This window comes from Streptomyces griseus, assembly GCF_001715295.1.
Classification (GTDB): Bacteria; Actinomycetota; Actinomycetes; order Streptomycetales; family Streptomycetaceae; genus Streptomyces; species Streptomyces griseus_G.
In genome coordinates this window covers 754475-776690 of the sequence record NZ_MDKB01000002.1, presented here as the reverse complement: position 1 = coordinate 776690, position 22216 = coordinate 754475, and the positions used below count along the sequence as shown (strand labels likewise).

Sequence of the window (22216 nt, the reverse complement as noted above, 5' to 3'; positions counted from 1 at the left end):
CCGCGCGTAAGAAGGGCCCCGGGGACGGTCGGTCGTCCTCGGGGCCCTTCTCGTACAGGGGTTACTGCTCGGCGAGGACGGCCTCGGCATCGAGGGTCACGCCGACCGCCTGGATCACCGAAGCGATCTTGACGGCCTCCTGAATGGTCTCACGGTCCACGCCGGCCTTGCGCAGCACCTGCTCGTGGGAGTCCAGGCACTGGCCGCAGCCGTTGATCGCGGAGACGGCGAGCGACCACAGCTCGAAGTCGACCTTCTCCACGCCCGGCTTGCCGATCACGTTCATCCGCAGGCCCGCACGGAGGTTGCCGTACTCCGGGTCCGACAGCAGGTGCCGGGTCCGGTAGAAGACGTTGTTCATCGCCATGACGGCGGCGGCGGCCTTCGCCGCGGTGTACGCCTCCGCGGAGAGGTTCGCCTTGGCCTCCGGCTCCAGCTCACGCAGCACCTTGGGGGAGCGCGAGGCGATCGCGCAGGCCAGGACGGTGCCCCAGAGCTGCTGCTGGGGGAGCTCGCTGTTGCCTATGACCGAACCGAGGTTCAGCTTCAGGTCCTTGGCGAAGTCCGGAACGGCGGACTTCAGTTCGTCGAGAGCCATGTCCGTATCAGCTCACTCGCCCGAGAGGAGCGCGACCGGGTCGAGGGTGTTCTCGCCCTTGGTCCAGTTGCACGGGCACAGCTCGTCGGTCTGCAGGGCGTCGAGGACCCGCAGGACCTCCTTGGGGTTACGGCCCACGGAACCGGCGGTCACCATCGTGAACTGGATCTCGTTGTTCTGGTCGACGATGAAGACGGCGCGCTGGGCGAAGCCGTCCTCGCCCTCGATGCCGAGCTCACGCATGAGCTCGTGCTTCGAGTCGGCCATCATCGGGAACGGCAGGTCGGTCAGGTCCGGGTGGTCCTTGCGCCAGGCGTGGTGCACGAACTCGGAGTCGCCGGAGAAGCCGAGGATCTGGGCGTCCCGGTCGGCGAACTCGTCGTTCAGCTTGCCGAAGGCGGCGATCTCGGTGGGGCACACGAAGGTGAAGTCCTTCGGCCACGCGAAGACGACCTTCCACTGACCCTCGTAGGTCTTGTGGTTGATCTGCTCGAACTCCTTGCCGCTCTCCAGCGACACGCAAGCGGTCAGGTCGAACTCGGGGAACTTGTCACCGACAGTGAGCACGCGCACTCCTTGAAGCGTAGGAAATCCCCTTTTGGGGGCGTTCCTGAGGGTTGGACGGTCATCACTCTGGCACAGAGTGCATTGATCACGGAAATAGCTACACTCGGGCGTGGTGATCGGAGGTACCTATCAGTGACGTATGTGAACCAGACCGGCAGGCCCAAGCAGCCCAGCCTCTCCCAGTTGCGCGCCTTCGCGGCCGTGGCCGAGCATCTGCACTTCCGGGACGCGGCGGCGGCGATCGGGATGAGCCAGCCCGCACTCTCCGGGGCGGTGTCCGCGCTGGAGGTGGCACTGGGTGTCCAGCTCATCGAGCGTACGACGCGCAAGGTGCTGCTCTCGCCCGCCGGTGAGCGGCTCGCCCTGCGGGCCCACGCGGTCCTGGAGGCCGTCGGCGAGCTCATGGAGGAGGCCGAGGCGGTGCGCGCGCCGTTCACCGGGGTGCTCAGGCTCGGGGTGATCCCCACCGTCGCGCCCTACCTGCTGCCCACCGTGCTCAAGCTGGTCCACGACCGCTACCCGGAACTGGACCTCCAGGTCCACGAGGAGCAGACCTCCTCGCTGCTGGACGGACTGGCGGCGGGCCGACTGGACCTGCTGCTGCTCGCCGTACCGCTCGGAGTCCCCGGTGTGACGGAACTCCCGCTGTTCGACGAGGACTTCGTCCTGGTCATGGAGAAGGAGCACCCGCTGGGCGGCCGCTTCGACGTGCCGCGCGAGACACTGCGCGACCTGCCGCTGCTGCTGCTCGACGAGGGGCACTGCCTGCGCGACCAGGCGCTGGACATCTGCCGGGAGGCGGGCCGCACCCAGGGCGCGCCGGTGACGACGACGGCGGCCGGTCTCTCGACACTGGTGCAACTCGTCGCGGGCGGGCTCGGGGTGACCCTGCTGCCCCGTACCGCGGTGACGGTGGAGACCGGGCGCAACGAGGCGCTGTCGACCGGGTACTTCACGGACCCCGCTCCCTCGCGGCGGGTGGCGCTGGCCGTACGCGCGGGAACGGCGAGGTACGAGGAGTTCGCCGAGTTCGCGGAGGCGCTGCGCGGGGCGATGACGGACCTGCCGGTGCGGGTGGCGGAAGGCGGATGAGGGTGGCCCGGCCCGCACGGGCCGGGCCACCCTCACGGCTGCCCCGAGCCCCCGGCCCCGAGCCCCGGGCCGGGGGGCAGCCCTCGGGGGCCGGCTTCCCCGGGTGGTTCCGGCGGAGCCTTCGGCGGGCGGCCGCGGCGCGGGATCGGCGCCGCGCCCCCCGGCAGCCGCCCCGCATCCGCCAGCGCGCGCCGCAGCAGGAACTCGATCTGGGCGTTGGCGCTGCGCAGCTCGTCCGAGGCCCACCGGGCCAGTGCGTCGTGCACCGCGGGATCGAGCCGCAGCAGCATCTGCTTGCGCTGCTGCGGCCCGCGCCGGGGCCCGCCGGGGGCGGGGGCCGTGTCGTCCGTCACTGGTAGAGCGTGCCCGTGTTCAGGACCGGCTGGGCCGCGCGGTCCCCGCACAGCACCACCATCAGATTGCTCACCATGGCCGCCTTGCGCTCGGAGTCGAGTTCGACGATGTCCTGCTCCGCGATTCGGGTCAGTGCCATCTCGACCATGCCGACCGCGCCCTCGACGATCTGCTGGCGGGCCGCGACGACCGCCCCGGCCTGCTGCCGCTGGAGCATCGCGGAGGCGATCTCGGGGGCGTACGCGAGATGGCTGAAACGCGACTCGATGATCAGGACGCCGGCCGCCTGCACCCGCGCGGTGAGCTCGACGGCCAGCTTCTCGGTGATCTCCTCCGCGTTGCCCCGCAGCGAGAGGCCGCCCTCCTCGTGGGCGTCGTACGGGTACTCGATCGCGATGTGCCGCACGGCCGCCTCGGTCTGGGTGGCGACGAACTCCAGGAAGTCGTCGACCTCGAAGAGCGCCTGGGCGGTGTCCTCGACCTTCCAGACGACGATCGCGGCGAGCTCGATGGGATTCCCGTAGGCGTCGTTGACCTTCAGGACGGCCGTCTCGTGGTTGCGGACGCGGGTGGAGATCTTGCGGCTGGAGGTCAGCGGGTTGATCCACCGCAGTCCGTCCGCGCGGATCGTGCCGACGTACCTGCCGAAGAGCTGGATGACCCGTGCCTCGCCGGGAGCGACCATCTTCACACCGCTCATGCAGAACAGGGAGGCGACGAAGAGCAGCAGGCCGAGGATGAGGACCGGGACGCCGGCGCCGCTGTGGCCACGGGAGTCGAGCACCCCGCCGACGATGGCGAGTCCTATGCCCAGGAGTACTCCGAGCACGGTCAGCAGCAGGCCGAGACCGCCGGGGATCGAGTGGGCCGTCACCTCTCTGACCTGCGGAGCGGGCATGTCGGGTGCGTCGGGTGTCAGGTCGGTGCCAGGGCCTGTGGCGCCGGTGCGGTCGTCAGGTGCGGACATGGGTTCCCCCGTCTCGTACGGTGCATCACCGAGCTAGCAATGTGATTACACATTACCTGCCGTGGCAACCCTGCGCACCCCTCGTGAGTCGGTTCCATCAAGGGCGGGTGCTCATTCTCACGCCCGGAAAAGACCGGATCGCTTGTCATTTGTCCAGGCTTTCGGTGTTAGCTGGCAGGTCTGACCGGAGCGGTCCGAGCGAGGAACAGGAGCACCACTGCAATGGGTCGAGCGGATGCACGCCGGGCCGCCGGAAGCGGGGGCATACGCCGGCTCTTCACCTGGCGGAAGCTGCTGGGCACCTTCTTCGGGCTCTGCCTGCTCGTGATGGGCGCCTTCGCGGCGCTCTACCTGTACGTCGACGTGCCGGCCGCCAACGCCCAGGCCGAGAAGCAGAGCAACGTCTACAAGTACAGCGACGGCTCTCTCCTGGCCCGGACCGGCTCCGGCGTCAACCGGGAGATAGTCGACCTGGACGTCGTACCCCGGAAGGTCCAGCACGCCTTCGTCGCCGCCGAGAACAAGTCCTTCTACCGGGACCAGGGCGTCGACCTCAAGGGCACCGCACGCGGCATGTTCAACACGCTGACCGGCAAGGGCAAGCAGGGTGGCTCCACGATCACCCAGCAGTACGTGAAGAACTACTACCTCACGCAGGACCAGACGGTCACCCGCAAGCTCAAGGAACTGGTCATCTCGCTCAAGGTCGACCAGCGCATGAAGAAGGACGACATCCTCGCCGGTTACCTCAACACCGTGTACTACGGACGCGGCGCGAGCGGCATCCAGGCGGCGGCGCAGGCCTACTACGGCGTCGACGCCAAGGACCTCGACGTCTCCCAGGGCGCCTATCTCGCCGCGCTGCTCCAGGCCCCCAGCCAGTACGACTGGGCGGTCGCCTCCGCGACCGGCAAGAAGCTCGTCAAGAACCGCTGGGCCTACACGCTGGACAACATGGTCGACGAGGGATGGCTGGACCGGGGGGAGCGCGCGAAGCTCACGTTCCCCGTCCCGCAGTCCCCGAAGGCGGCCCCCGGCATGGAGGGCCAGACCGGCTACCTCGTCGAGGCGGCCAACCAGGAGATGGCGCGCCAGGGCGTCACCGAGGAGATGCGCGAGGCCGGCGGCTGGACCATCACCCTCAACATCGACAGGAAGAAGCAGAAGCAGCTCGAGAAGTCGGTCGACCGGGAGCTGGAGAGCCGGCTGGACCGCAAGGACAACAAGGTCGACGCGACCGTCCAGGCGGGCGCCACCTCCGTGGACCCGAAGACCGGCAAGGTCCTCGCGCTGTACGGCGGGGTGGGCGCCACCGAGCACTACATATCCAACGCCACCCGCCGGGACTACCAGCCCGCCTCCACCTTCAAGCCGCTCGTTCTCGCCTCCGCGCTGGAGAACGGGTCGACCACCCAGGACGGCGACCTGATCGGCCTCGACACGGTCTACGACGGCACGAGCAAGCGCCCCGTGGTCGGCAGCGACATCCCGTTCGCCCCGGAGAACGAGGACGACGTCAGCTACGACAGCCCGACCGTCCGGAAGGCGATGGACAAGTCGATCAACTCCGTCTTCGCGCAGATGGTCGTCGACGTCACCCCGAGCGCCGTGAAGAAGACGGCGCTCTCCCTGGGAGTGCCGGACAAGAACTTCCCCACGAGCCCCGCGATCACGCTCGGCACCATGAACGCCTCGACGTGGGACATGGCCGGTGTCTACGCCACGCTGGACAACCACGGCAAGAAGGTCACCCCGGCCATCGTCAAGAGCGCCGAGCACCGCGACCGCACCATGGAACCCGTCGACGGCACCGGCGGCCAGGTGATCAGCCGCACCTCGGCCGACACCGTCACGAAGGCGCTGACCGAGGTCGTCGACGTCGGCTCCGGCCACGAGGCGGACACCGCCGCGTACGACGCCGCGGGCAAGACCGGCACCTCGGAGAACAACAAGTCCGCCTGGTTCGCGGCCTACACACCCGAGCTCACCACGGTGGTGGCCCTGTACGGCGAGTCACCCCAGGGCGGCACGCAGGTCAGCCTCACCGGTACGGCCAACTCCGGCCGGGCCAACGGCGGCGGCTTCCCCGCCCGGATCTGGGCGGACTACACCCTGGGGGCACTCGGCGGCGGCTCCGACGCGACCTTCGACCTGGAGGGCGTGGAACGCGGTGAGACCACGGTGACCGAGAGCCCCTCCGTCACCCCGTCGCAGACGCCGTCACCGCAGGAGACCCCGTCCCCGGAGCCGGACGCCTCCTCCGAGAGCCCGAGCGAGACCCCGGGCGGGGAGTCGCCCTCGTCCCGGCCGCCGAGCGAGTCGCCCTCCTCGACACCGAGCGAGACGCCCAGCGCGCCCGAGCCGACGGGGAACGTGGACCAGCCGCCCGGCGAGCGCCCGGTCGGCGACCCCGCCCTGCCGGGGCAGTGAACGCGGTGGAGGGGTGGTGCCGGCCGGCACCACCCCTCCACCGCTCCCCGCCGACGGCCTGAGGGCTGCCCCGCGCCCGCAGGGAATGGCGGACAGCCCTCAGGCGCCGGAGGTGGCCATCTCGAACCAGACCACCTTGCCCGTCGACAGCCGGGTCGCCCCCCAGCGCCTCGCCAGCCGGTTGACCAGGAACAGGCCGCGCCCGCCCTCGTCCGTCTCCCGGGCCCGGCGCTGCCGGGGCAGCTGCGGGGAGTCGTCGCCCACCTCGCAGCGCAGCGTGTCCGTGCGCAGCAGCCGCAGGGTCACCGGCCGCTCCGCGTACCGCACGGCGTTGGTCACCACCTCGCTGACGAGCAGCTCCATCTCGTCCGAGAGGTCGTCCAGCCCCCACCGGTCGAGTGCCCTGCGGGCGAGCCGGCGGGCCCGCCCCGGGGCGGCGTCCTCCGGATCCAGGGACCAGTAGGCGACATCGCTCGGCGCGATCCCGTCGAACCGGGCGGCCAGCAGCGCGATGTCGTCGTCCCGGTCACCGGGGCCGAGCATGTCCAGCACGTCGTCGCAGAGCGCCTCCAGCGGCGGCGAGTGGTCCGGCCCGGTCAGCTGGGCCGTGGCCGCGAGGCGCTCGCGCAGTATCTCGATGCCGGTCCAGACGTCGCGCATCCGCGACTCCACCAGACCGTCCGTGTACAGCAGCAGCGTGGCGCCGGCCGGGGCGTCCAGCTCCACGGCCTCGAAGTCGACCCCGCCGACGCCGATCGGCGCGCCCGGAGGCACCCGCAGCACCTCTGCCCGGCCGCCCAGGTGGAGGAGGACGGGCGGCGGGTGGCCCGCGTTGGCGACGGTGATCCGGTGGGCGACGGGGTCGTACACCGCGTACAGGCAGGTCGCCATGCGGTCGCTGCCCAGCCGCTGCGCCTGCTCGTCCAGGTGGTGCAGGACCTCCTGCGGCGGCAGGTCGAGACCGGCCAGCGTCTGCGCGGTCGTGCGCAGCTGGCCCATGATCGCCGCCGAGGTCATCGAGTGGCCCATCACGTCCCCGACGACCAGCGCGACCCTGCTGCCGGGCAGCGGGATCGCGTCGTACCAGTCGCCGCCCACCCGGGCCGTCTCGGCCGCCGGGAGGTAGCGGGAGGCCAGGCGTACGCCGGTGGGCTGGGGCAGCGAGTCGGGCAGCATCGTGCGCTGCAGCTCGTCGGCGATGTACGCCTCACGGCCGTACAGCACCGCCTTGTCGATGCCGAGGGCGGTGTGTGTCGCCAGCTGGGCGGCGACCAGCAGGTCGTTGGCCTCGAACGGCGGCCGGTCCGTGCCCCGCAGGAACACCGCGGCACCGATGACCCGGCGCCGGCCCCGCAGCGGGGCCAGGATCGCCCGGTGTCCGGTGGGTACGCTCAGGCCGGCGCCCAGCAGCTCGGGCAGGGCGACGCGCGCCGCGGCGGCGTCCCCGAACACCGGGCGTACGCCGCGCAGCACCTCGGCCAGCGCACCGCCGGCCAGGACCTCGCAGAGGTCGGCGGCCGGCATGAGGCCGGCCAGCGGGCCGGTGACGGGCAGCCGCAGCCGCTCGCCCTCCGGCCCGCCGTCGGTGTCCTCGTCGGTCAGCCGCAGCCGGTCCGTGCGGCGCAGTCGCAGCACGAAGGGGTTGACGGGGCGCTCGTCACCGACCGGGAGCGGGTCGCGGAGGTAGACGAGTATGGCGTCGGAGAACGTGGGGACACTGGCCCGGCAGAGGCCCAGCACGATCTCGTCCAGGTCTATGCCCCGGGCGATCCGGCGGGTCGCCGCCCCGACGAACCGCAGGCGGTCACCTTCGCGCCGGGCGGCCGCCTGGTGGTCGGTGCCCGGCGGGGCGGTGTCGGCGGCGGTGGCCGGCCCCGGCTCCGCCGCCGAAGGACCGGGGAGCGAGGCGGTGGTGGCGGCGCCGGGTGCGGCCTCCTGCTGCCGGGGCCGGGCGCGTTCCTGCGGCCGGGCGGCGAGTGGCTGCCGGCCTTCGTGGGAGGGGGGATGCTCCGTCACGCGTGGGATTCCGTCCGTCCGGGCCGGTTGTATGAGGCGATCACCTCGTGGGGCGCCACTGTGCCCCGGCGAGAGCGGTGAGAACAACGGCTGTCACCGGATGCCCCGGTGCGCGGGGCCGAAACCGTTCGGCCGCGCAGTGGGCCGATACGGCTCTGTCCGGTGGCGGGGCAGCGGGCAGCGCGCATGTCTCCACCCCCTCGTCGTGGTGGTTCGACCGCACGCGTCACCCGGCTCCGTGGTCCGTGCGACACCTGCGATATGTGCGGTGACTTGTGGTCAGTTAGCTTGCCGCACACCCGCGTTGCGGTGAAGCGGTCCGGGGGAGCGGCGTACGGGGGATGATCCTACGTATGTCCCCCGGGGGTGCACCAAGGGTCTCACGGCAGGTTGCTGACAGGGGTGCGGTCCCAGTCATCGGGCAACCGGGGCACCTGCCACCGCGGATCGGGCCGCCAGTGCTCCCAGCCGTCGGCGAACGGGGAGCCCCAGGCGCGGATGACCTCGACCGCCGCCTCGCCGGCCGCCCGTACCCGGCGTGCGGTGGCCCGGTCCATCAGGCCGACCCGCTGGGCCTGGGCGAACTCGTCCTCGTCCAGCCACGCCCAACTACGGTCCGGGTGAACGGAGATGTCGAGGAAGTGATCCTGGGAGTCCACGCCTCCCGACCAGCGTGAGCGGGGCTCCTCCAGATTGACGTACCAGTTGCGGAAGAGCCAGCCGCGGTCCCAGAAGAGCCACACCGACCAGGGGTCGCCGGGCCGGGCGAGCTTGAGCACACCCGAGCCGAACCAGCGTGAACGCACCGTGGTGCGCGGGCGGGTGTAGCGGGTGGCGAGCGGCTCGGCGTGCACCTGGGTGCCGTCGGCGAGCACCGGTTTGACGCACTCGGTACCCGATGCCATCCACACGGCGAGCAGGTCGCCGGTGTCCTGCACGACGGTGACGGGCCGGCAGATGTGCACGGCGTCGTCACCCCCGTTGCCCCGGTAGCGCCAGAGGATGTGGTCCCCCGGCGCCCAGCGCCCGCTGTTCTCCGCTTCGGTAGCCCCTGCGTCCGTGGCTGTCATGAAAGGATCTTAGAGCGCCCCGTCCGGCGGGGCACCGGTCACGGCCGGGTCATCCGCAGGACGTCCAGGGCCTCGTCGAGCTGCCGCAGGGTCAGGTCCCCGCGCTCGACGTAACCGGCCGCCAGCACCGTCTCACGGATCGTCGTGCCGTCGGCCAGCGACTTCTTGGCGACCTTGGCGGCCTCCTCGTAGCCGATGTACTTGTTCAGCGGGGTCACGACCGAGGGCGAGGACTCCGCGTACGCGCGGGCCCGTTCCACGTCGGCGGTGATGCCGTCGACCGTGCGGTCGGCGAGCAGCCGGGCGGCGTTGGTGAGCAGTCGTACGGACTCCAGCAGGTTCTTGGCGATGACCGGAAGCATCACGTTGAGCTCGAAGTTCCCGGCCGCTCCGGCCGCGGCGACCGTGGCGTCGTTCCCCGTCACCTGGGCCGCGACCATCAGGACGGCCTCCGGAACGACCGGATTCACCTTCCCCGGCATGATCGACGAGCCGGGCTGGAGGTCGGGCAGGCTGATCTCGGCCAGGCCGGTGCGGGGGCCGGAGGCCATCCAGCGCAGGTCGTTGGAGATCTTCGTGAGCGACACGGCGATGGTGCGCAGCTGCCCGGACGCCTCGACGAGCCCGTCCCGGGCCCCCTGGGCCTCGAAGTGGTTACGGGCCTCGGTGAGGGGCAGGCCCGTCGTGCGGGCGACCTCGGCGATCACGGCGGCGGAGAACCCGGGTGGCGTGTTGATGCCGGTGCCCACCGCCGTTCCCCCCAGGGGCAGTTCGGCGAGGCGAGGGAGCGAGGCCTGGAGGCGTTCGACTCCGTAGCGGATCTGGGCGGCGTAGCCGCCGAACTCCTGGCCCAGTGTGACGGGCGTGGCGTCCATCAGATGCGTACGTCCGGCCTTCACGACCTCCGCGAACTCGGCCGATTTCCGCTCCAGGGCTTCGGCCAGGTGTTCGAGCGCCGGGATCAGGCCGACGGTCACGGCGGCGGTCGCGGCGATGTGGATGGACGACGGGAAGACGTCGTTGGACGACTGGGACGCGTTGACGTGGTCGTTGGGGTGGACCGCGCGGCCCAGCCGCTCGGTGGCGAGCGTGGCGACGACCTCGTTGGTGTTCATGTTGGACGAGGTGCCGGAACCCGTCTGGAACACGTCGACGGGGAAGTGCTCGTCCCACCGCCCGTCCACGACCTCCGCCGCGGCTTCCTGGATCGCGTCGGCGATGTCCGGTTCCAGCACCTTCAGTTCGGCGTTGACCTTGGCCGCGGCGGCCTTGATCCGGCCCAGGGCCTCGATGTGCGCGCGCTCCAGCCGCCGGCCGGAGACAGGGAAGTTCTCCACCGCGCGCTGCGTCTGGGCCCGCCATTTGGCGTGCTCGGGTACTTTCACCTCGCCCATCGAGTCGTGCTCGATGCGGTACCGGGTGCTGTCGGCCGATCCGTCCATGGTCAGTGAACCTCCTGCTGGAGCGAGCGCGGGGCCTGCCCGCCGTATTCCCCCTCCCTTGTACTCCAGCCCCGGCGCCGTTGGGGGCATGCGGCCCGCGCGCCCGCGGACCGCACCGCGCGGCCCGGACCGCCACCGGGCGTCAGCCGGCCCACCGCCCCGAGAGGAAGGCGAGGGCGAAGACGGTCGTCAGGGGTGCGGCCAGACACAGGTAGGCGGTCAGGAACCGCGGGGTGCGCAGGCTCCGTACGGCCACCGTGATCCACAGCGGCCACCACAGGAGCGTGGCGCGGGGGACGGACGTGTACCAGTACGAGGTGCCCAGCGCGCACAGGCTGAGAGCGACGTACAGGGCCTCGGCCGGGCGGCGCTGCCGGACCAGCAGGCCGAACAGGAGGACCCCGACGACCATGGCGGCGAGTTCGACCTGGGACATGAAGGCGTACCCGGGGCCGTGGGCGTGGCCGAAGGCGGCGTTCCAGGTGTTGCCCCAGGCCTCCCACGGCGTGTGGAAGGTGCGGTACCAGCCCGCCTCCTGGGCGTGTTTCCAGGCCATCCAGTCGCCGGTGTGCGCGTGCAGGTAGGAGGAGTAGGCGACCACGGGAAGGGCGGGCAGGGCCAGCCAGGGCAGGTGGCGCGGGCGCCGGTGGGCGGGCTTCGACAGCAGGAAGTGGACGAGGAGGGCGGCGGCGAGGAAGAGGCCGCTCACCCGGACCGTGGTGGCCAGCGCGGTCAGGGTGCCGGCCAGGACCCAGTGATGGCGCCGGGCGGCGAGCCAGGCGGGGAGGGCCAGCGCGAGGAAGAGGGACTCCGTGTAGCCCGCGGCCAGGAAGACCGCGCACGGCGAGCACAGCAGCATCAGGACGGCACGCCGGCCCACGTCCTGGTGGGCGAGGTGCAACCGGGCGATCCGGGCCAGCGCCAGGACGGCGACGCCGCCGGAGACGAAGGAGACCAGCAGGCCGGCCGCGGTCCAGTCCGGGATGACGGTGTGGACGGCCCGGAGCACGAGCGGGAACCCGGGGAAGAAGGCCTCCCGGTGGTCCCAGCCGGCCGTCCAGGGCCCGGACCGCCCGGGAAAGTATCCGTCCCTCGCTATGTGCAGGAAGTGGCCCCAGTCCCACTGCTCGAACGCCGAGGCGACGGAGCCGGAGTGACGGGCGCCCCGGTCGGCCGTGAACACCCGGCGGGCGGCGTAAGCGGTCCCCCAGACGGCCACGCGCGTCAGCAGGTACAGCCACAGGACCTGACGGTCGGCGGGGTCCAGGAGCGCGCGCGGGGCCCACGGGCGTGAGGCGGTCCCGTCCCCGGCCGGCGGGGGATCCGGAACGGGGCGTCGTTCGGGCACGGGTGCGCTCTCGCGCGGACGGGACGACGTGGCGGACATACGGCTCTCCGGAGGGGGGCGGGCGTGGGGGATCGCCGGGTCACGGGGACGCGGTCAGGACGGGGACGTGGTGGTGGCCCCGCCGGGCGGGACCGAGTCCGTCGGCGTGCCCGCGGACGTCGGCGTACGGCCCGCCGTCCGGTCGCCGGACGGCCGCGCAGGGGACTCCGTCGCATCGGACGGCGGCGTGCCGGGGACGGACGCGGGAGCGGGCGGCGGCGTACCGCCGGTCGCCGGTGTCACCGGGGCCGGTGCGCTCGTCGACAGGAACACCGATGTCGCCACGGTGCCCCCGACGAGGACGAGGCAGCACGTCGCGAGCGCGGCGAGGCGCCACCGGTGGGCCCGCCGCCCGCGTTCGGCGATACGGGCCACCGGCGCGGTGCGGGCGTGGGACTGCCCGGCCGCGGCCGCTTCTTCGAACAGTGATCTCAGCGTCTCGTGGGTCTCAGGCACCGGTGACCTCCTCCATACGCGGGTCCTGCAGGCGGTGAGCGAGCGCGGAACGGCCGCGGACCAGGTGCGTCTTGACGGTGCTGGCCGACAGCCCGGTCTCGCCGGCGATCTGCTCGACCGTGAGGTCGCACAGGTAATGCAGCGTCAGCGTGCGGCGCTGCTGGGGCGGCAGCCCGCGCAACGCCTCCACCAGCGCCACGCGCTCCGGCCCCGGACCGTCGATGTCCGGCGGCGCGCCGGTGCGCGTCCACGCGTCCGCCGTACGCCGACTCCCACGCCACCGGCTCACCGCCAGGCGCCACGCGACCGTGCGGATCCACGCGTCGGGCTGTCCGTCGCGGTCCAGGTGCCGCCGCCGGTTCCACCCCTTGACGAACGCCTCCTGCACCACGTCCTGGGCCTCGTGCAGGTCGCCGAGCATCACGTACAACTGCCCCGTGAGCCGCGCCGCCCGCTGGGCGTAGAACTCTTCGAACTCCTCGACGGTCAAGGGCCACTCCCGGATCTCTCGCCTCACCAGGCATACGCCCGGCGCGGGGCGTCCGGTCGACATGCGGGACGCCGGAACAGTGTGATGGTCATCACGGAACGCGGCCGGAAGGAACCCGCGACACGACCCCCGCCTCCCACCTGCCCGGCCCTCGTGGTCCGGCCCGCACGCCGAAGGGGCGCCCCGGCCCGCGGCCGGAGCGCCCCTTCGGCCGTCGTCCGGTCAGCCGAGGCCGGGGCCGCGGACCGGGATGCTGGTGAAGGTGGGGGCCGCGGCGGGCTCGGTGAAGAAGTCGTTGCCCTTGTCGTCGACCACGATGAACGCGGGGAAGTCCTCGACCTCGATCCGCCAGACCGCTTCCATGCCGAGCTCCTCGTACTCGACGACCTCGACCTTCTTGATGCAGTCCTGCGCGAGCCGGGCCGCCGGCCCGCCGATCGAGCCCAGGTAGAAGCCGCCGTGCGCGTCGCAGGCGTCCGTGACCTGCTGGGACCGGTTGCCCTTGGCGAGCATCACCTTGGAGCCGCCCGCCGCCTGGAACTGCGCGACGTAGCTGTCCATCCGGCCCGCCGTCGTGGGGCCGAAGGAACCGGAGGCGTAACCCTCGGGCGTCTTCGCCGGGCCCGCGTAGTACACCGGGTGGTCCTTGAGGTACTGCGGCATCTCCTCGCCCGCGTCGAGCCGCTCCTTGATCTTGGCGTGCGCGATGTCGCGCGCCACGACCAGGGGGCCGGTCAGCGACAGCCGGGTCTTGACCGGGTACTTGGTCAGCTCGGCCAGGATCTCGTCCATCGGGCGGTTCAGGTCGATCTTGACCACGTCACCGGACTCGTCCAGGTGCTCGTCGGTGGTGTCCGGCAGGAAGCGCGCCGGGTCCGTCTCCAGCTGCTCCAGGAAGACGCCCTCGGCGGTGATCTTCGCGGTCGCCTGGCGGTCTGCCGAGCAGGACACGGCGATGGCGACGGGCAGCGAGGCGCCGTGGCGGGGGAGACGGACGACGCGCACGTCGTGGCAGAAGTACTTGCCGCCGAACTGCGCCCCGATGCCGATCTTCTGGGTGAGTTCGAAGACCTTCTGCTCCAGGTCCTCGTCCCGGAAGCCGTGACCGGTCGGGGAACCCTCGGCGGGCAGCTCGTCCAGGTAGTGCGCGGAGGCGTACTTGGCGGTCTTCAGCGCGAACTCGGCCGACGTACCGCCGACCACGATCGCCAGGTGGTACGGCGGGCAGGCGGCCGTACCGAGCGAACGGATCTTCTGCTCCAGGAACTTCATCATGGAGTCCTCGTTGAGGACCGCCTTGGTCTCCTGGTAGAGGAACGACTTGTTGGCCGAGCCGCCGCCCTTCGCCATGAAGAGGAACTTGTACGCGCCGCCGTCGGTGGCGTACAGCTCGATCTGGGCCGGGAGGTTCGAGCCGGTGTTCTTCTCCTCCCACATGGTCAGCGGGGCCATCTGCGAGTACCGCAGGTTCAGCTTCGTGTACGCGTCGAAGATGCCGTGCGACAGGGCCTCCTCGTCACCGCCCTCGGTGAGCACGCTCTGCCCGCGCTTGCCCATGACGATCGCCGTACCGGTGTCCTGGCACATGGGCAGCACACCCGCGGCGGCGATGTTCGCGTTCTTCAGGAGGTCCAGCGCGACGAACTTGTCGTTGGACGAGGCCTCGGGGTCGTCTACGATGCGCCGCAGCTGCGCCAGGTGGGCCGGGCGCAGGTAGTGCGAGATGTCGTGCATGGCCTCGGCGGCGAGCGTGCGCAGGGCCTCCGGAGTCACCTTGAGGAACGTACGGCCGTCGGCCTCGAAGGTCGAGACGCCCTCGGCGGTCACCAGCCGGTACGGCGTGGTGTCCTCTCCCAGCGGGAGCAGATCGGAGTACGCAAACTCTGGCATTTCGGCCATTCCTCACTCGGCGACAGCGGCTGACCTCCCTCGGGCAGCGCATCCACCAGGGTAGAGCGCCGCCGACGCGCCGTACCTGTGAGGTAGGGCTCACCCCCCCGGCGGGCCGGGTCCTTTCGGCCCGGCCGCTTTCCCGAGTTTCCCGCGCGGAGTATTCGGGCGCAGGGCCGCAGAGGTACTGGTCGCGATCTATCGCGTCTGGGTACGCTGACCCGGTGGACCTCGAGAAGCAGCCCCAGCAGCCCGTCGCGCCGGCCGGTCCCGCGCCCGCCGGTATCCGTGCGTCCGACGCGGACCGCGACAGGATCGCGGACATCCTGCGAGAGGCCATGGCCGAAGGCCGGCTGACCGCCGAGGAGCACGCCGAGCGGGTGGACCTGGTCTACCGGGCCAAGACCGTGGGCGAGCTGGAGCCGTTGGTGAGCGACCTGCCGGCGAGCGGTGCTGCGGCCCGCCAGGCCGCGTCCCCGTACGCGTACGGCCCCGAGGCCCCGGCCGGTCCCGCGGAGAACCTCGTCGCGGTCTTCAGCAGCTCGACGCGCAGAGGGCGTTGGCGTGTGGGGGGCCGGACGAACGCCTTCGCGCTCTTCGGCAGCGTGGAGATCGATCTGACGGAAGCCCTTTTCGGCCAGCGTCTGACGGTCGTCAACGCGACGTCCCTCTTCGGCAGCGTCGAGATCAAGGTGCCGGAGAACATCTCGCTGCGCGGCAGCGGCACCGGCATCTTCGGCAACTTCGAGGTCGACACCCTGGAATCGACCGACCCGGAGGCCCCGGTGGTCGTCGTGAACGGGTATTCGGTCTTCGGGCACGTCGAGGCGAAGCCGAAGCGGGGCAAGCTCGTCGCCAATCTCCACGCCCAGTTGCGCAAGCACCTGGGCCACTGAGAACCGCCGCGCGGCCCCTGCCGCATTCAGGCCAGAACAGGGCCGCGCGGTCTTGCCGACGGCCGGAGTCGGTGCCACTCAGTGCATAGGCGTGCGTACAGCGGGTAGGGAGTGCTGCATCGCCTCTCGCTCACGAAGCCGAAGCCGTCGTCAGGAGTGGACCGTGCTGCAACTGCCGCATCAGCCCCTGCAGGTCGCCGCCGTGCCGTCCCAGCGCAGTCCCGCGCGGGAGGACCAGACGGGGCCCTGGCACGCGGAGGCGGTGTGCCGCCGGGACGAAGCGGGGCTGTTCTTCGCCCCGTCGAAGGAGCCGACTGCTGCCCGGCTGTCCCGCGAGGCGGCGGCCAAGCAGGTCTGTGCCCGGTGCCCGGTCATGGTGGAGTGCCGCGAACACGCGCTGATGCAGCCCGAGCCGTACGGGGTGTGGGGCGGCCTGACGGCCGCCGAGCGCCGTGTGGCGCTCGCCCGGCGGCGCAGGCGCGACATCGAACGCAAGACGGCGGCCCCCGGGGAGCGCATAGCCGCAGCGGGCTGACGGCCGGTGTCCGGAACCGTCGCCCTGACGTCCCCTCCCGGCGTCTCCGTACGAAACCGGCGCCTGCCGGCAGGGCACCTGGAGTCACGGGCCGAGGGCTCGGTCTCTCGCGTACGGAGGTGACGTCCTGTTCACGGCGCCGAGTGCCCGGCCCACGGACCGGCGATGTCCGGGGCCGCCCGCACCAGCGGCCCCGGACACCCGCCGCCCCGCCCTACTGCGCGCGGTCGAAGTCGATCGCGCTGTAGGCACGCAGCTTCGAGAGCCGGTGCGTGGAGTCGATCTTCCGGATCGTGCCCGACTTGGAGCGCATCACCAGGGATTCCGTGGTCGCCGTCTCCGCGCGGTACCGCACACCGCGCAGCAGTTCGCCGTCGGTGATGCCGGTGGCGACGAAGAAGACGTTGTCCCCGCTGACGAGGTCATCGGTCGACAGGACGCGGTCCAGATCGTGCCCGGCGTCCAGGGCGCGCTGCCGCTCGGCCTCGTCCTTGGGCCAGAGCTTGCCCTGGATGACGCCCCCCAGGCACTTTATGGCGCAGGCCGAGATGATGCCCTCCGGGGTGCCGCCGATACCCATGAGCAGATCCACGCCGGTCCCCTCGCGGGCCGCCATGATCGACCCGGCGACGTCGCCGTCGGAGATGAACTTGATCCGGGCGCCCGTCTCCCGGATCTCCCTGACGATGCCCTCGTGCCGGGGGCGGTCCAGGATGACGACGGTGACGTCCTCGGGCGTGGAGCTCTTGGCCTTGGCCACGCGCCGGATGTTCACCGACACCGGGGCGTTGATGTCGACGAAGTCGGCGGCCTCCGGGCCCGTGACCAGCTTGTCCATGTAGAAGACGGCGGACGGGTCGAACATGGCACCGCGGTCCGCGGCGGCCAGCACGGCGATCGCGTTCGGCATGCCCTTGGCGTTGAGCGTGGTGCCGTCGATCGGGTCGACGGCGATGTCGACCTCGGCGCCGGTGCCGTCGCCGACCCGCTCGCCGTTGAACAGCATGGGGGCCTCGTCCTTCTCGCCCTCACCGATGACGACGATGCCGTTCATCGAGACGGTGGAGACGAGGGTGCGCATGGCCTTCACGGCGGCGCCGTCGGCGCCGATCTTGTCGCCGCGGCCGACCCAGCGCCCGGCGGCCATGGCGGCGGCCTCGGTTACCCGGACCAACTCCAGGGCCAGGTTGCGGTCGGGGGCCTCCGGGGAGACCTCGAGCTGGGACGGCAGATGATGCTCGGACATCGGAGCGCACCTTTCTGTACGACGACGACCGGAAAAGAGGGTGCTGTGACTCTATCGGTAGGCCGATAAAATGAGCATTGCGGGGCACGGATGAGCGGCGCCCCGCTGGCCGGTGGTGTACCTGCTCATGCCACCATTGAGTCCGTGGCAAGCAAGCGAGGCAAGCAGACGGTCCGGGACATGTTCCTGTCGATGCTCGTGATCACCGCAGTGGCGGGCGTCGTCTACATCTTCATCCCGCACGACGACAAGGCCGACCCCTTGAAGGCCGTCGACTACCGCGTCGAACTCGCGACCGCGAGGCGCGCCGCACCGTATCCGGTCGCCGCCCCGGACGGGCTGCCGAAGGGCTGGAAGCCGACGTCCGTCTCCTACGAGGGGCACAACGGTGCGGGCTGGCACCTCGGCTTCCTCGACCCGGACGGCAGGTACGTCGCGGTGGAGCAGTCCACGACCCCGGCGAAGAAGTACGTGCCCCAGGTCAGCCGGCAGGCGGAGGACACCGGGCGCACGCAGCGGGTGGCCGGCGAGGAGTGGCAGCGCTGGGAGGGGCCGAAGTACGACGCCCTCGTGCTGCACGGCAAGGATGCGACGACGGTGGTCACGGGCTCGGCGCCCATGGAGCGGCTGGCGGAGATGGCCGCGGCGCTCAGGACGGACAGCTGACCTCGTCGGGCCGCACACCCGCAGGGGCGAACGCCTGAACGGGTGCCGGCCCCCGTCGAGGAACGGGTCCGCGTCACTCTTCGCCGTACCCGGAAGGGCCCCGCGGTGCGCTCGGCACGGCGGGGCCCTTCCGTATCGGGCGTGACGGTCAGACGGTCGTGACGACCTCGTCGTAGGAGAGGCGCGGCAGGCGCGGGAACCAGGCGTCCTCGCCCGGCTTGCCGATGTTGACGGCCATGAGCAGCTTGTGGTCGCCGTCCAGGAACTCCTTCTCGATGCCCGCGGCGTCGAAGCCGGTCATCGGGCCGGCGGCGAGGCCGGCGGCGCGGACGCCGATGATGAAGTAGGCGGCCTGCAGGGCGGCGTTGAGGAGGGCGGACTGCTCGCGGACCGGGCGCTCGGAGAAGAACGCCTCCTTGGCCTGCGGGAAGTGCGGCAGGAGGGCCGGGAGCTCCTCGTGGAACTCGTGGTCCGCGACGAGGAGTGCGACCAGCGGCGCGGTGGCGGTCTTGGGCTGGTTGCCCTCGGCCATGTGCTGGACAAGGCGCTCGCGGCCCTCGGCGGAGCGGACCAGGACGACGCGCAGCGGCGACTGGTTGAAGGCGGTGGGGCCGTACTTGACCAGGTCGTAGATCGCCTGGACCTGCTCGTCGGTCACCGGCTCGTCGGTGAACGTGTTGGCGGTGCGGGCCTCACGGAAGAGGAGGTCCTGAGCGGCGGGGTCAAGAACGAGGGACATCGGGGGTACTGCCTTCCGGTGGTACGGGGATGAGCAACGCGATCACCGTAACCGAGAAGTAGGTTAACTTTCAACTAAATGGTGGCAGGGTGATCCACTGCACACCGCGCCGGACCCTGCCGGTACGCGACCGCCCCGGCAGGACCGGGGGCGGATGCAGGGGCCCGGTCAGTCCGTCGCGCCGTCCGTCACGGGCTCCTCGGGGCGGGCCAGCGCGGCGTCCAGCCGGGCGCGCGCGCCTTCGAGCCAGTGGCGGCACACCTTCGCCAGCTCCTCGCCCCGCTCCCACAGGGCCAGTGACTCCTCCAGCGTCGTGCCGCCCGCCTCCAGGCGGCGCACGACCTCGATCAGCTCGTCCCGCGCCTGCTCGTACCCGAGCGTGCCCGTCGCGGCAGCCGCCGTCGTCCCGTCGTCCGTCATGTGATCCACCCTATGCGTGAGGTCTGACAAACCGGGCCGCCCGCCGCCGGGCCACCCGCGTCCGGAGTCCACGGGGCACCCGGCCGCCGGGTCGTCGAGAACCGCCGGTGGCGGAGGTACCGCCGGTCCCGGAGGAACCCGTGGGTACCGGGGAATCGGCCGGTCACCCTTCCACCCGTACCGTGAACTCACCCTGCGCGACCCTGGCCCGCAGCTCCCCGCCGGCAGGCCCGGCGTCCGCGGGGGAACGCACCACGTGTCCGTCCGGCCGCTGCAGCACCGCGTACCCCCGCTCCAGCGTGGCGGCGGGCGACAGGGCGACCACCCGGGCGCGGGTGTGCGCGAGCTCGGAGTCGGCGCGGTCGAGCAGGTGCCCCAGCACCCGGCGGCTCCGCCCGGTCAGCGCGTCGATCTCCGCCTCCCGCTCGTCCACCATCCGCTGGGGCCGCTCCATGGAGGACCTGCCCAGCGCGTGCGCCAGCCCCCGCTCCTCGCGGTCGATCAGCCCCCGGAGGGTGCGCAACGACCGGTCCCGCAGCTGCTGCACCCGGTCGAGTTCCTCACCCACATCGGGTACGACCTTCTTCGCCGCGTCCGTCGGTGTGGACGCCCGCAGATCGGCGACCAGGTCCAGCAACGGGGAGTCCGGCTCATGGCCGATCGCCGACACCACCGGCGTACGGCACGCGGCCACCGCCCGGATCAGCTGTTCGTCGGAGAACGGCAGGAGGTCCTCCACGCTGCCGCCGCCCCGGGCGACGACGATCACGTCGACCTCGGGCAGCTCGTCGAGCTCCCGCACCGCCTGGACCACCTGGCTGACCGCGTGGACCCCCTGTACGGCCGTGTTGCGCACCTCGAAGCGCACCGCCGGCCAGCGCCGGCGGGCGTTCTCCAGGACGTCGCGCTCGGCCGCCGACGCCCGGCCCGAGACCAGCCCGATCAGCTGCGGCAGGAAGGGGAGTGGTCTCTTGCGGTCCAGGGCGAAGAGCCCCTCGGCGGCCAGCGCCTTCTTCAGCTGCTCCAGCCGGACCAGCAGCTCCCCGATGCCCACCGGCCGTATCTCCGTCGCCCGCAGGGACAACTGCCCGCGCGGCGCGTACCACTCCGGCTTGGCGAGGACGACGACGCGCGCGCCCTCGGTGACCACGTCGGCGATCCGGTCGAAGACCTGCCGGAAGCAGGTCACACTCACCGAGATGTCGTGGGACGGGTCGCGCAGCGTCAGGAAGACCACCCCCGCGCCCGGCCGCCGCGACAGCTGGGTGATCTGTCCCTCGACCCAGACCGCGCCCAGCCGGTCGATCCACCCCCCGATCAGGCGCGACACGTCGCCTACGGGCAGTGGGGCTTCCGGGGACGTAGTGAGAGCCATACGGGGGAGCGTATCGGCCGGTACCGACATCCGGGGCACGCCCGCGCGCACGCGCTCAGGCAGTCCGGCGCCCCCACTGGACGGCGAGCACCACCAGCCCCACACCCAGCCAGCACAGCCCCACCAGCTGAGCGGTGGCCGTCGCCTCCCAGATCACCGCGATCAGCACCCCGGCGCCCACCACCGGCATCACCACATGGCGCCACCAGCTGGGCGGGCCCTCCATGCGGCGCACGGCGAACCACCCCACCACCGACGCGTGCAGCAGCACGAACGCCGTGAGCGCCCCGACGTTCACCACCGACACCAGATGGTCGAGGCCGTCGTCGCGCCGGGCGGCCCACACCGCCGCGACCAGCGTCACGACCGCCGCGCACGTGATCGCCACCCGCGGCACCCCGGACGGGCCGTCGATCCGGGAGAGGAACGACGGAAGCCGCCGCTCACGCGCCATCGCGAACACCAGGCGCCCCGCCGCCGCCTGCCCCGCCAGCGCGGCGAAGGCGGCGCCGACCGCCTTGCTGACGGCCACCAGGTCGTGCAGCCAGGTCCCGACCGAGGCGTCGACCGCGTCGTAGAAGGCCGGTCCCTGCTTCACCGGATCCGCCGCCAGCTCCGCCGAGGAGACCGGCTCCAGCAAGGCCGCCAGATACGACTGGAGGACGAACAGCGCCCCGGCCAGCACCAGGCAGAACAGCACCGCCCGTGCCACCTTCGCCGAGCCACCGGTGACCTCCTCCGCGAACGAGGCGATCGCGTCGAAACCCAGGTAGGACAGCACCGCGACGGACACCGCCCCGATCACCGCCGTCGTCGAGAACCCGGAGTCCCCGGTGAGCGGGGTCAGCCAGCCGCGCTGAGCCCCGTCCCGTACGAGCACCACCACCGCGGACACCACGAACACCAGCAGGACCGCGATCTCCATGGCGAGCACCGCGAAGCCCACCCGGGCCGCCGCCCGTACGCCCCAGAGGTTGAGCAGCGTGGTCACGAGGACCGCGATCGCCGTCCACACCCACCGCGACACCTCCGGCACCAGCGCGTTCATCGCGATCCCCGAGAAGAGATAGGCGACGGCGGGGATGAGCAGGTAGTCGAGCATCGCCATCCACCCGGCGATGAAACCGGGCCCCTCGCCGAGCCCCTTGCGGGCGTAGGCGAAGACCGAGCCGGCCAGCGGTGCGACGCGCACCATCTGGGCGTAGCTGAAGGCGGTGAACGCCATCGCGACCGTCGCGACCACGTACACCAGTGCGACGGCGCCGCCCGACCTCGCGTCCAGGGTGCCGAACACGCCCACCGGGGCCATCGGGGCGATGAACAGCAGTCCGTAGACCACCAGGTCCCGGAATCCGAGTGTGCGCCGCAGTCTCTGCTCGTCCGCGCTGCTGCCGGCCATAGGACCTCCGTCGCTTCGCCTGCCCCGTCACCCGGGGCTTCAGTCTCCCGAGCCCGTCGATCCGGCGCCTGTTCGGTACGGCCTTACGATGGGACGCATGACTGCTTCGCCTGCCCGCCGAGTCCTCCTCGCAGCACCCCGTGGCTACTGCGCCGGCGTGGACCGTGCCGTGATCGCCGTC

General features: G+C 71.6%; 21 protein-coding genes. 5 read left to right on the top strand and 16 right to left on the bottom strand.

What is annotated here, in order from left to right:
* Positions 1-61 precede the first annotated feature (61 nt).
* Together BA175_RS09945 and BA175_RS09940 are read right to left on the bottom strand one after the other, a co-directional pair.
* On the bottom strand, positions 62-598 hold the full coding sequence (locus BA175_RS09945; protein WP_069170939.1) for an alkyl hydroperoxide reductase: 537 nt from the start codon (positions 596-598) through the stop codon (positions 62-64).
* A 12-nt stretch (positions 599-610) separates the two neighbouring features.
* Complete coding sequence (locus BA175_RS09940; protein ID WP_069170938.1) at positions 611-1165, bottom strand: peroxiredoxin; 555 nt, start codon at positions 1163-1165, stop codon at positions 611-613.
* A gap of 132 nt (positions 1166-1297) precedes the next feature.
* Between BA175_RS09940 and BA175_RS09935 the strand changes: the two genes are divergently transcribed.
* The gene (locus tag BA175_RS09935; protein ID WP_079159488.1) at positions 1298-2257 is read left to right on the top strand and encodes a hydrogen peroxide-inducible genes activator; all 960 of its coding nucleotides are present in this window, start codon (positions 1298-1300) and stop codon (positions 2255-2257) included.
* Between the two features lie 32 nt (positions 2258-2289).
* Here the strand turns inward: BA175_RS09935 and BA175_RS09930 are convergent, their stop codons facing one another.
* Together BA175_RS09930 and BA175_RS09925 are read right to left on the bottom strand one after the other, a co-directional pair.
* Positions 2290-2610, bottom strand: coding sequence for a hypothetical protein (locus tag BA175_RS09930; RefSeq protein WP_069170937.1), 321 nt, complete (start codon positions 2608-2610; stop codon positions 2290-2292).
* Positions 2607-3578, bottom strand: coding sequence for an SPFH domain-containing protein (locus tag BA175_RS09925; RefSeq protein WP_069170936.1), 972 nt, complete (start codon positions 3576-3578; stop codon positions 2607-2609). Before BA175_RS09925 ends, BA175_RS09930 begins: the two co-directional genes overlap by 4 nt.
* 222 nt (positions 3579-3800) lie before the next feature.
* On the opposite strand from BA175_RS09925, the gene BA175_RS09920 reads away from it, so the two are divergent.
* Positions 3801-6008: a transglycosylase domain-containing protein gene (locus tag BA175_RS09920; RefSeq protein ID WP_069170935.1), complete on the top strand. Its 2208-nt coding sequence runs from the start codon at positions 3801-3803 to the stop codon at positions 6006-6008.
* Positions 6009-6107: 99 nt separating this feature from the next.
* Here BA175_RS09920 and BA175_RS09915 read toward each other — a convergent pair whose 3' ends face one another.
* The 7 genes from BA175_RS09915 to BA175_RS09885 form a co-directional block, all read right to left on the bottom strand.
* Complete coding sequence (locus BA175_RS09915; RefSeq protein ID WP_069170934.1) at positions 6108-8024, bottom strand: SpoIIE family protein phosphatase; 1917 nt, start codon at positions 8022-8024, stop codon at positions 6108-6110.
* A 380-nt stretch (positions 8025-8404) separates the two neighbouring features.
* Positions 8405-9094 (bottom strand): cytidylyl-2-hydroxypropylphosphonate hydrolase, encoded by a 690-nt coding sequence (gene fomD / locus BA175_RS09910; protein WP_069170933.1) that lies wholly within the window; start codon positions 9092-9094, stop codon positions 8405-8407.
* A gap of 38 nt (positions 9095-9132) precedes the next feature.
* Positions 9133-10536 carry a class II fumarate hydratase gene (locus tag BA175_RS09905; RefSeq protein ID WP_069170932.1) on the bottom strand — a complete coding sequence of 468 codons (1404 nt, stop codon included), beginning with the start codon at positions 10534-10536 and terminating at the stop codon, positions 9133-9135.
* A 142-nt stretch (positions 10537-10678) separates the two neighbouring features.
* The gene (locus BA175_RS09900) at positions 10679-11923 is read right to left on the bottom strand and encodes a mannosyltransferase family protein (RefSeq protein ID WP_069170931.1); all 1245 of its coding nucleotides are present in this window, start codon (positions 11921-11923) and stop codon (positions 10679-10681) included.
* Positions 11924-11977: 54 nt separating this feature from the next.
* Positions 11978-12379: a hypothetical protein gene (locus BA175_RS09895; RefSeq protein ID WP_069170930.1), complete on the bottom strand. Its 402-nt coding sequence runs from the start codon at positions 12377-12379 to the stop codon at positions 11978-11980.
* A complete protein-coding gene (locus tag BA175_RS09890; protein WP_069170929.1) occupies positions 12372-12869 on the bottom strand; it encodes a SigE family RNA polymerase sigma factor in 498 nt (165 codons plus the stop codon). Before BA175_RS09890 ends, BA175_RS09895 begins: the two co-directional genes overlap by 8 nt.
* 222 nt (positions 12870-13091) lie before the next feature.
* The gene (locus BA175_RS09885; protein WP_175420794.1) at positions 13092-14759 is read right to left on the bottom strand and encodes a fumarate hydratase; all 1668 of its coding nucleotides are present in this window, start codon (positions 14757-14759) and stop codon (positions 13092-13094) included.
* Between the two features lie 224 nt (positions 14760-14983).
* Between BA175_RS09885 and BA175_RS09880 the strand changes: the two genes are divergently transcribed.
* Both BA175_RS09880 and BA175_RS09875 read left to right on the top strand, forming a co-directional pair.
* The gene (locus tag BA175_RS09880) at positions 14984-15655 is read left to right on the top strand and encodes a DUF1707 SHOCT-like domain-containing protein (protein ID WP_069170927.1); all 672 of its coding nucleotides are present in this window, start codon (positions 14984-14986) and stop codon (positions 15653-15655) included.
* A 163-nt stretch (positions 15656-15818) separates the two neighbouring features.
* Positions 15819-16190 (top strand): WhiB family transcriptional regulator, encoded by a 372-nt coding sequence (locus tag BA175_RS09875; protein ID WP_069170926.1) that lies wholly within the window; start codon positions 15819-15821, stop codon positions 16188-16190.
* Positions 16191-16404: 214 nt separating this feature from the next.
* On the opposite strand, the gene glpX is transcribed toward BA175_RS09875, so the two are convergent.
* Positions 16405-17436 (bottom strand): class II fructose-bisphosphatase, encoded by a 1032-nt coding sequence (gene glpX / locus BA175_RS09870; protein WP_069170925.1) that lies wholly within the window; start codon positions 17434-17436, stop codon positions 16405-16407.
* 144 nt (positions 17437-17580) lie between these two features.
* Between glpX and BA175_RS09865 the strand changes: the two genes are divergently transcribed.
* Complete coding sequence (locus BA175_RS09865) at positions 17581-18102, top strand: DUF4245 domain-containing protein (protein WP_069170924.1); 522 nt, start codon at positions 17581-17583, stop codon at positions 18100-18102.
* A 148-nt stretch (positions 18103-18250) separates the two neighbouring features.
* Here the strand turns inward: BA175_RS09865 and BA175_RS09860 are convergent, their stop codons facing one another.
* From BA175_RS09860 to BA175_RS09845, 4 genes are all read right to left on the bottom strand, one after another.
* Entirely contained in the window at positions 18251-18841 is a 591-nt protein-coding gene (locus BA175_RS09860) for a malonic semialdehyde reductase (RefSeq protein ID WP_069170923.1), read from the bottom strand.
* A gap of 168 nt (positions 18842-19009) precedes the next feature.
* Positions 19010-19261: an exodeoxyribonuclease VII small subunit gene (locus tag BA175_RS09855; protein ID WP_069170922.1), complete on the bottom strand. Its 252-nt coding sequence runs from the start codon at positions 19259-19261 to the stop codon at positions 19010-19012.
* Positions 19262-19424: 163 nt separating this feature from the next.
* Complete coding sequence (gene xseA, locus BA175_RS09850) at positions 19425-20636, bottom strand: exodeoxyribonuclease VII large subunit (protein WP_069170921.1); 1212 nt, start codon at positions 20634-20636, stop codon at positions 19425-19427.
* 55 nt (positions 20637-20691) lie between these two features.
* Positions 20692-22035: an APC family permease gene (locus BA175_RS09845; RefSeq protein WP_069170920.1), complete on the bottom strand. Its 1344-nt coding sequence runs from the start codon at positions 22033-22035 to the stop codon at positions 20692-20694.
* Positions 22036-22216 lie beyond the last annotated feature (181 nt).

Bases quoted from the DNA above. Each gene is read 5' to 3' on its own strand.
- BA175_RS09855 (WP_069170922.1), bottom strand. From the start codon at position 19,261: ATGACGGACGACGGGACGACGGCGGCTGCCGCGACGGGCACGCTCGGG.
- BA175_RS09900 (WP_069170931.1), bottom strand. From the start codon at position 11,923: ATGTCCGCCACGTCGTCCCGTCCGCGCGAGAGCGCACCCGTGCCCGAA.
- BA175_RS09885 (WP_175420794.1), bottom strand. From the start codon at position 14,759: ATGCCAGAGTTTGCGTACTCCGATCTGCTCCCGCTGGGAGAGGACACC.
- BA175_RS09860 (WP_069170923.1), bottom strand. From the start codon at position 18,841: ATGTCCCTCGTTCTTGACCCCGCCGCTCAGGACCTCCTCTTCCGTGAG.
- BA175_RS09945 (WP_069170939.1), bottom strand. From the start codon at position 598: ATGGCTCTCGACGAACTGAAGTCCGCCGTTCCGGACTTCGCCAAGGAC.
- BA175_RS09845 (WP_069170920.1), bottom strand. From the start codon at position 22,035: ATGGCCGGCAGCAGCGCGGACGAGCAGAGACTGCGGCGCACACTCGGA.
- fomD (WP_069170933.1), bottom strand. From the start codon at position 9,094: ATGACAGCCACGGACGCAGGGGCTACCGAAGCGGAGAACAGCGGGCGC.
- xseA (WP_069170921.1), bottom strand. From the start codon at position 20,636: ATGGCTCTCACTACGTCCCCGGAAGCCCCACTGCCCGTAGGCGACGTG.
- glpX (WP_069170925.1), bottom strand. From the start codon at position 17,436: ATGTCCGAGCATCATCTGCCGTCCCAGCTCGAGGTCTCCCCGGAGGCC.
- BA175_RS09920 (WP_069170935.1), top strand. From the start codon at position 3,801: ATGGGTCGAGCGGATGCACGCCGGGCCGCCGGAAGCGGGGGCATACGC.
- BA175_RS09925 (WP_069170936.1), bottom strand. From the start codon at position 3,578: ATGTCCGCACCTGACGACCGCACCGGCGCCACAGGCCCTGGCACCGAC.
- BA175_RS09905 (WP_069170932.1), bottom strand. From the start codon at position 10,536: ATGGACGGATCGGCCGACAGCACCCGGTACCGCATCGAGCACGACTCG.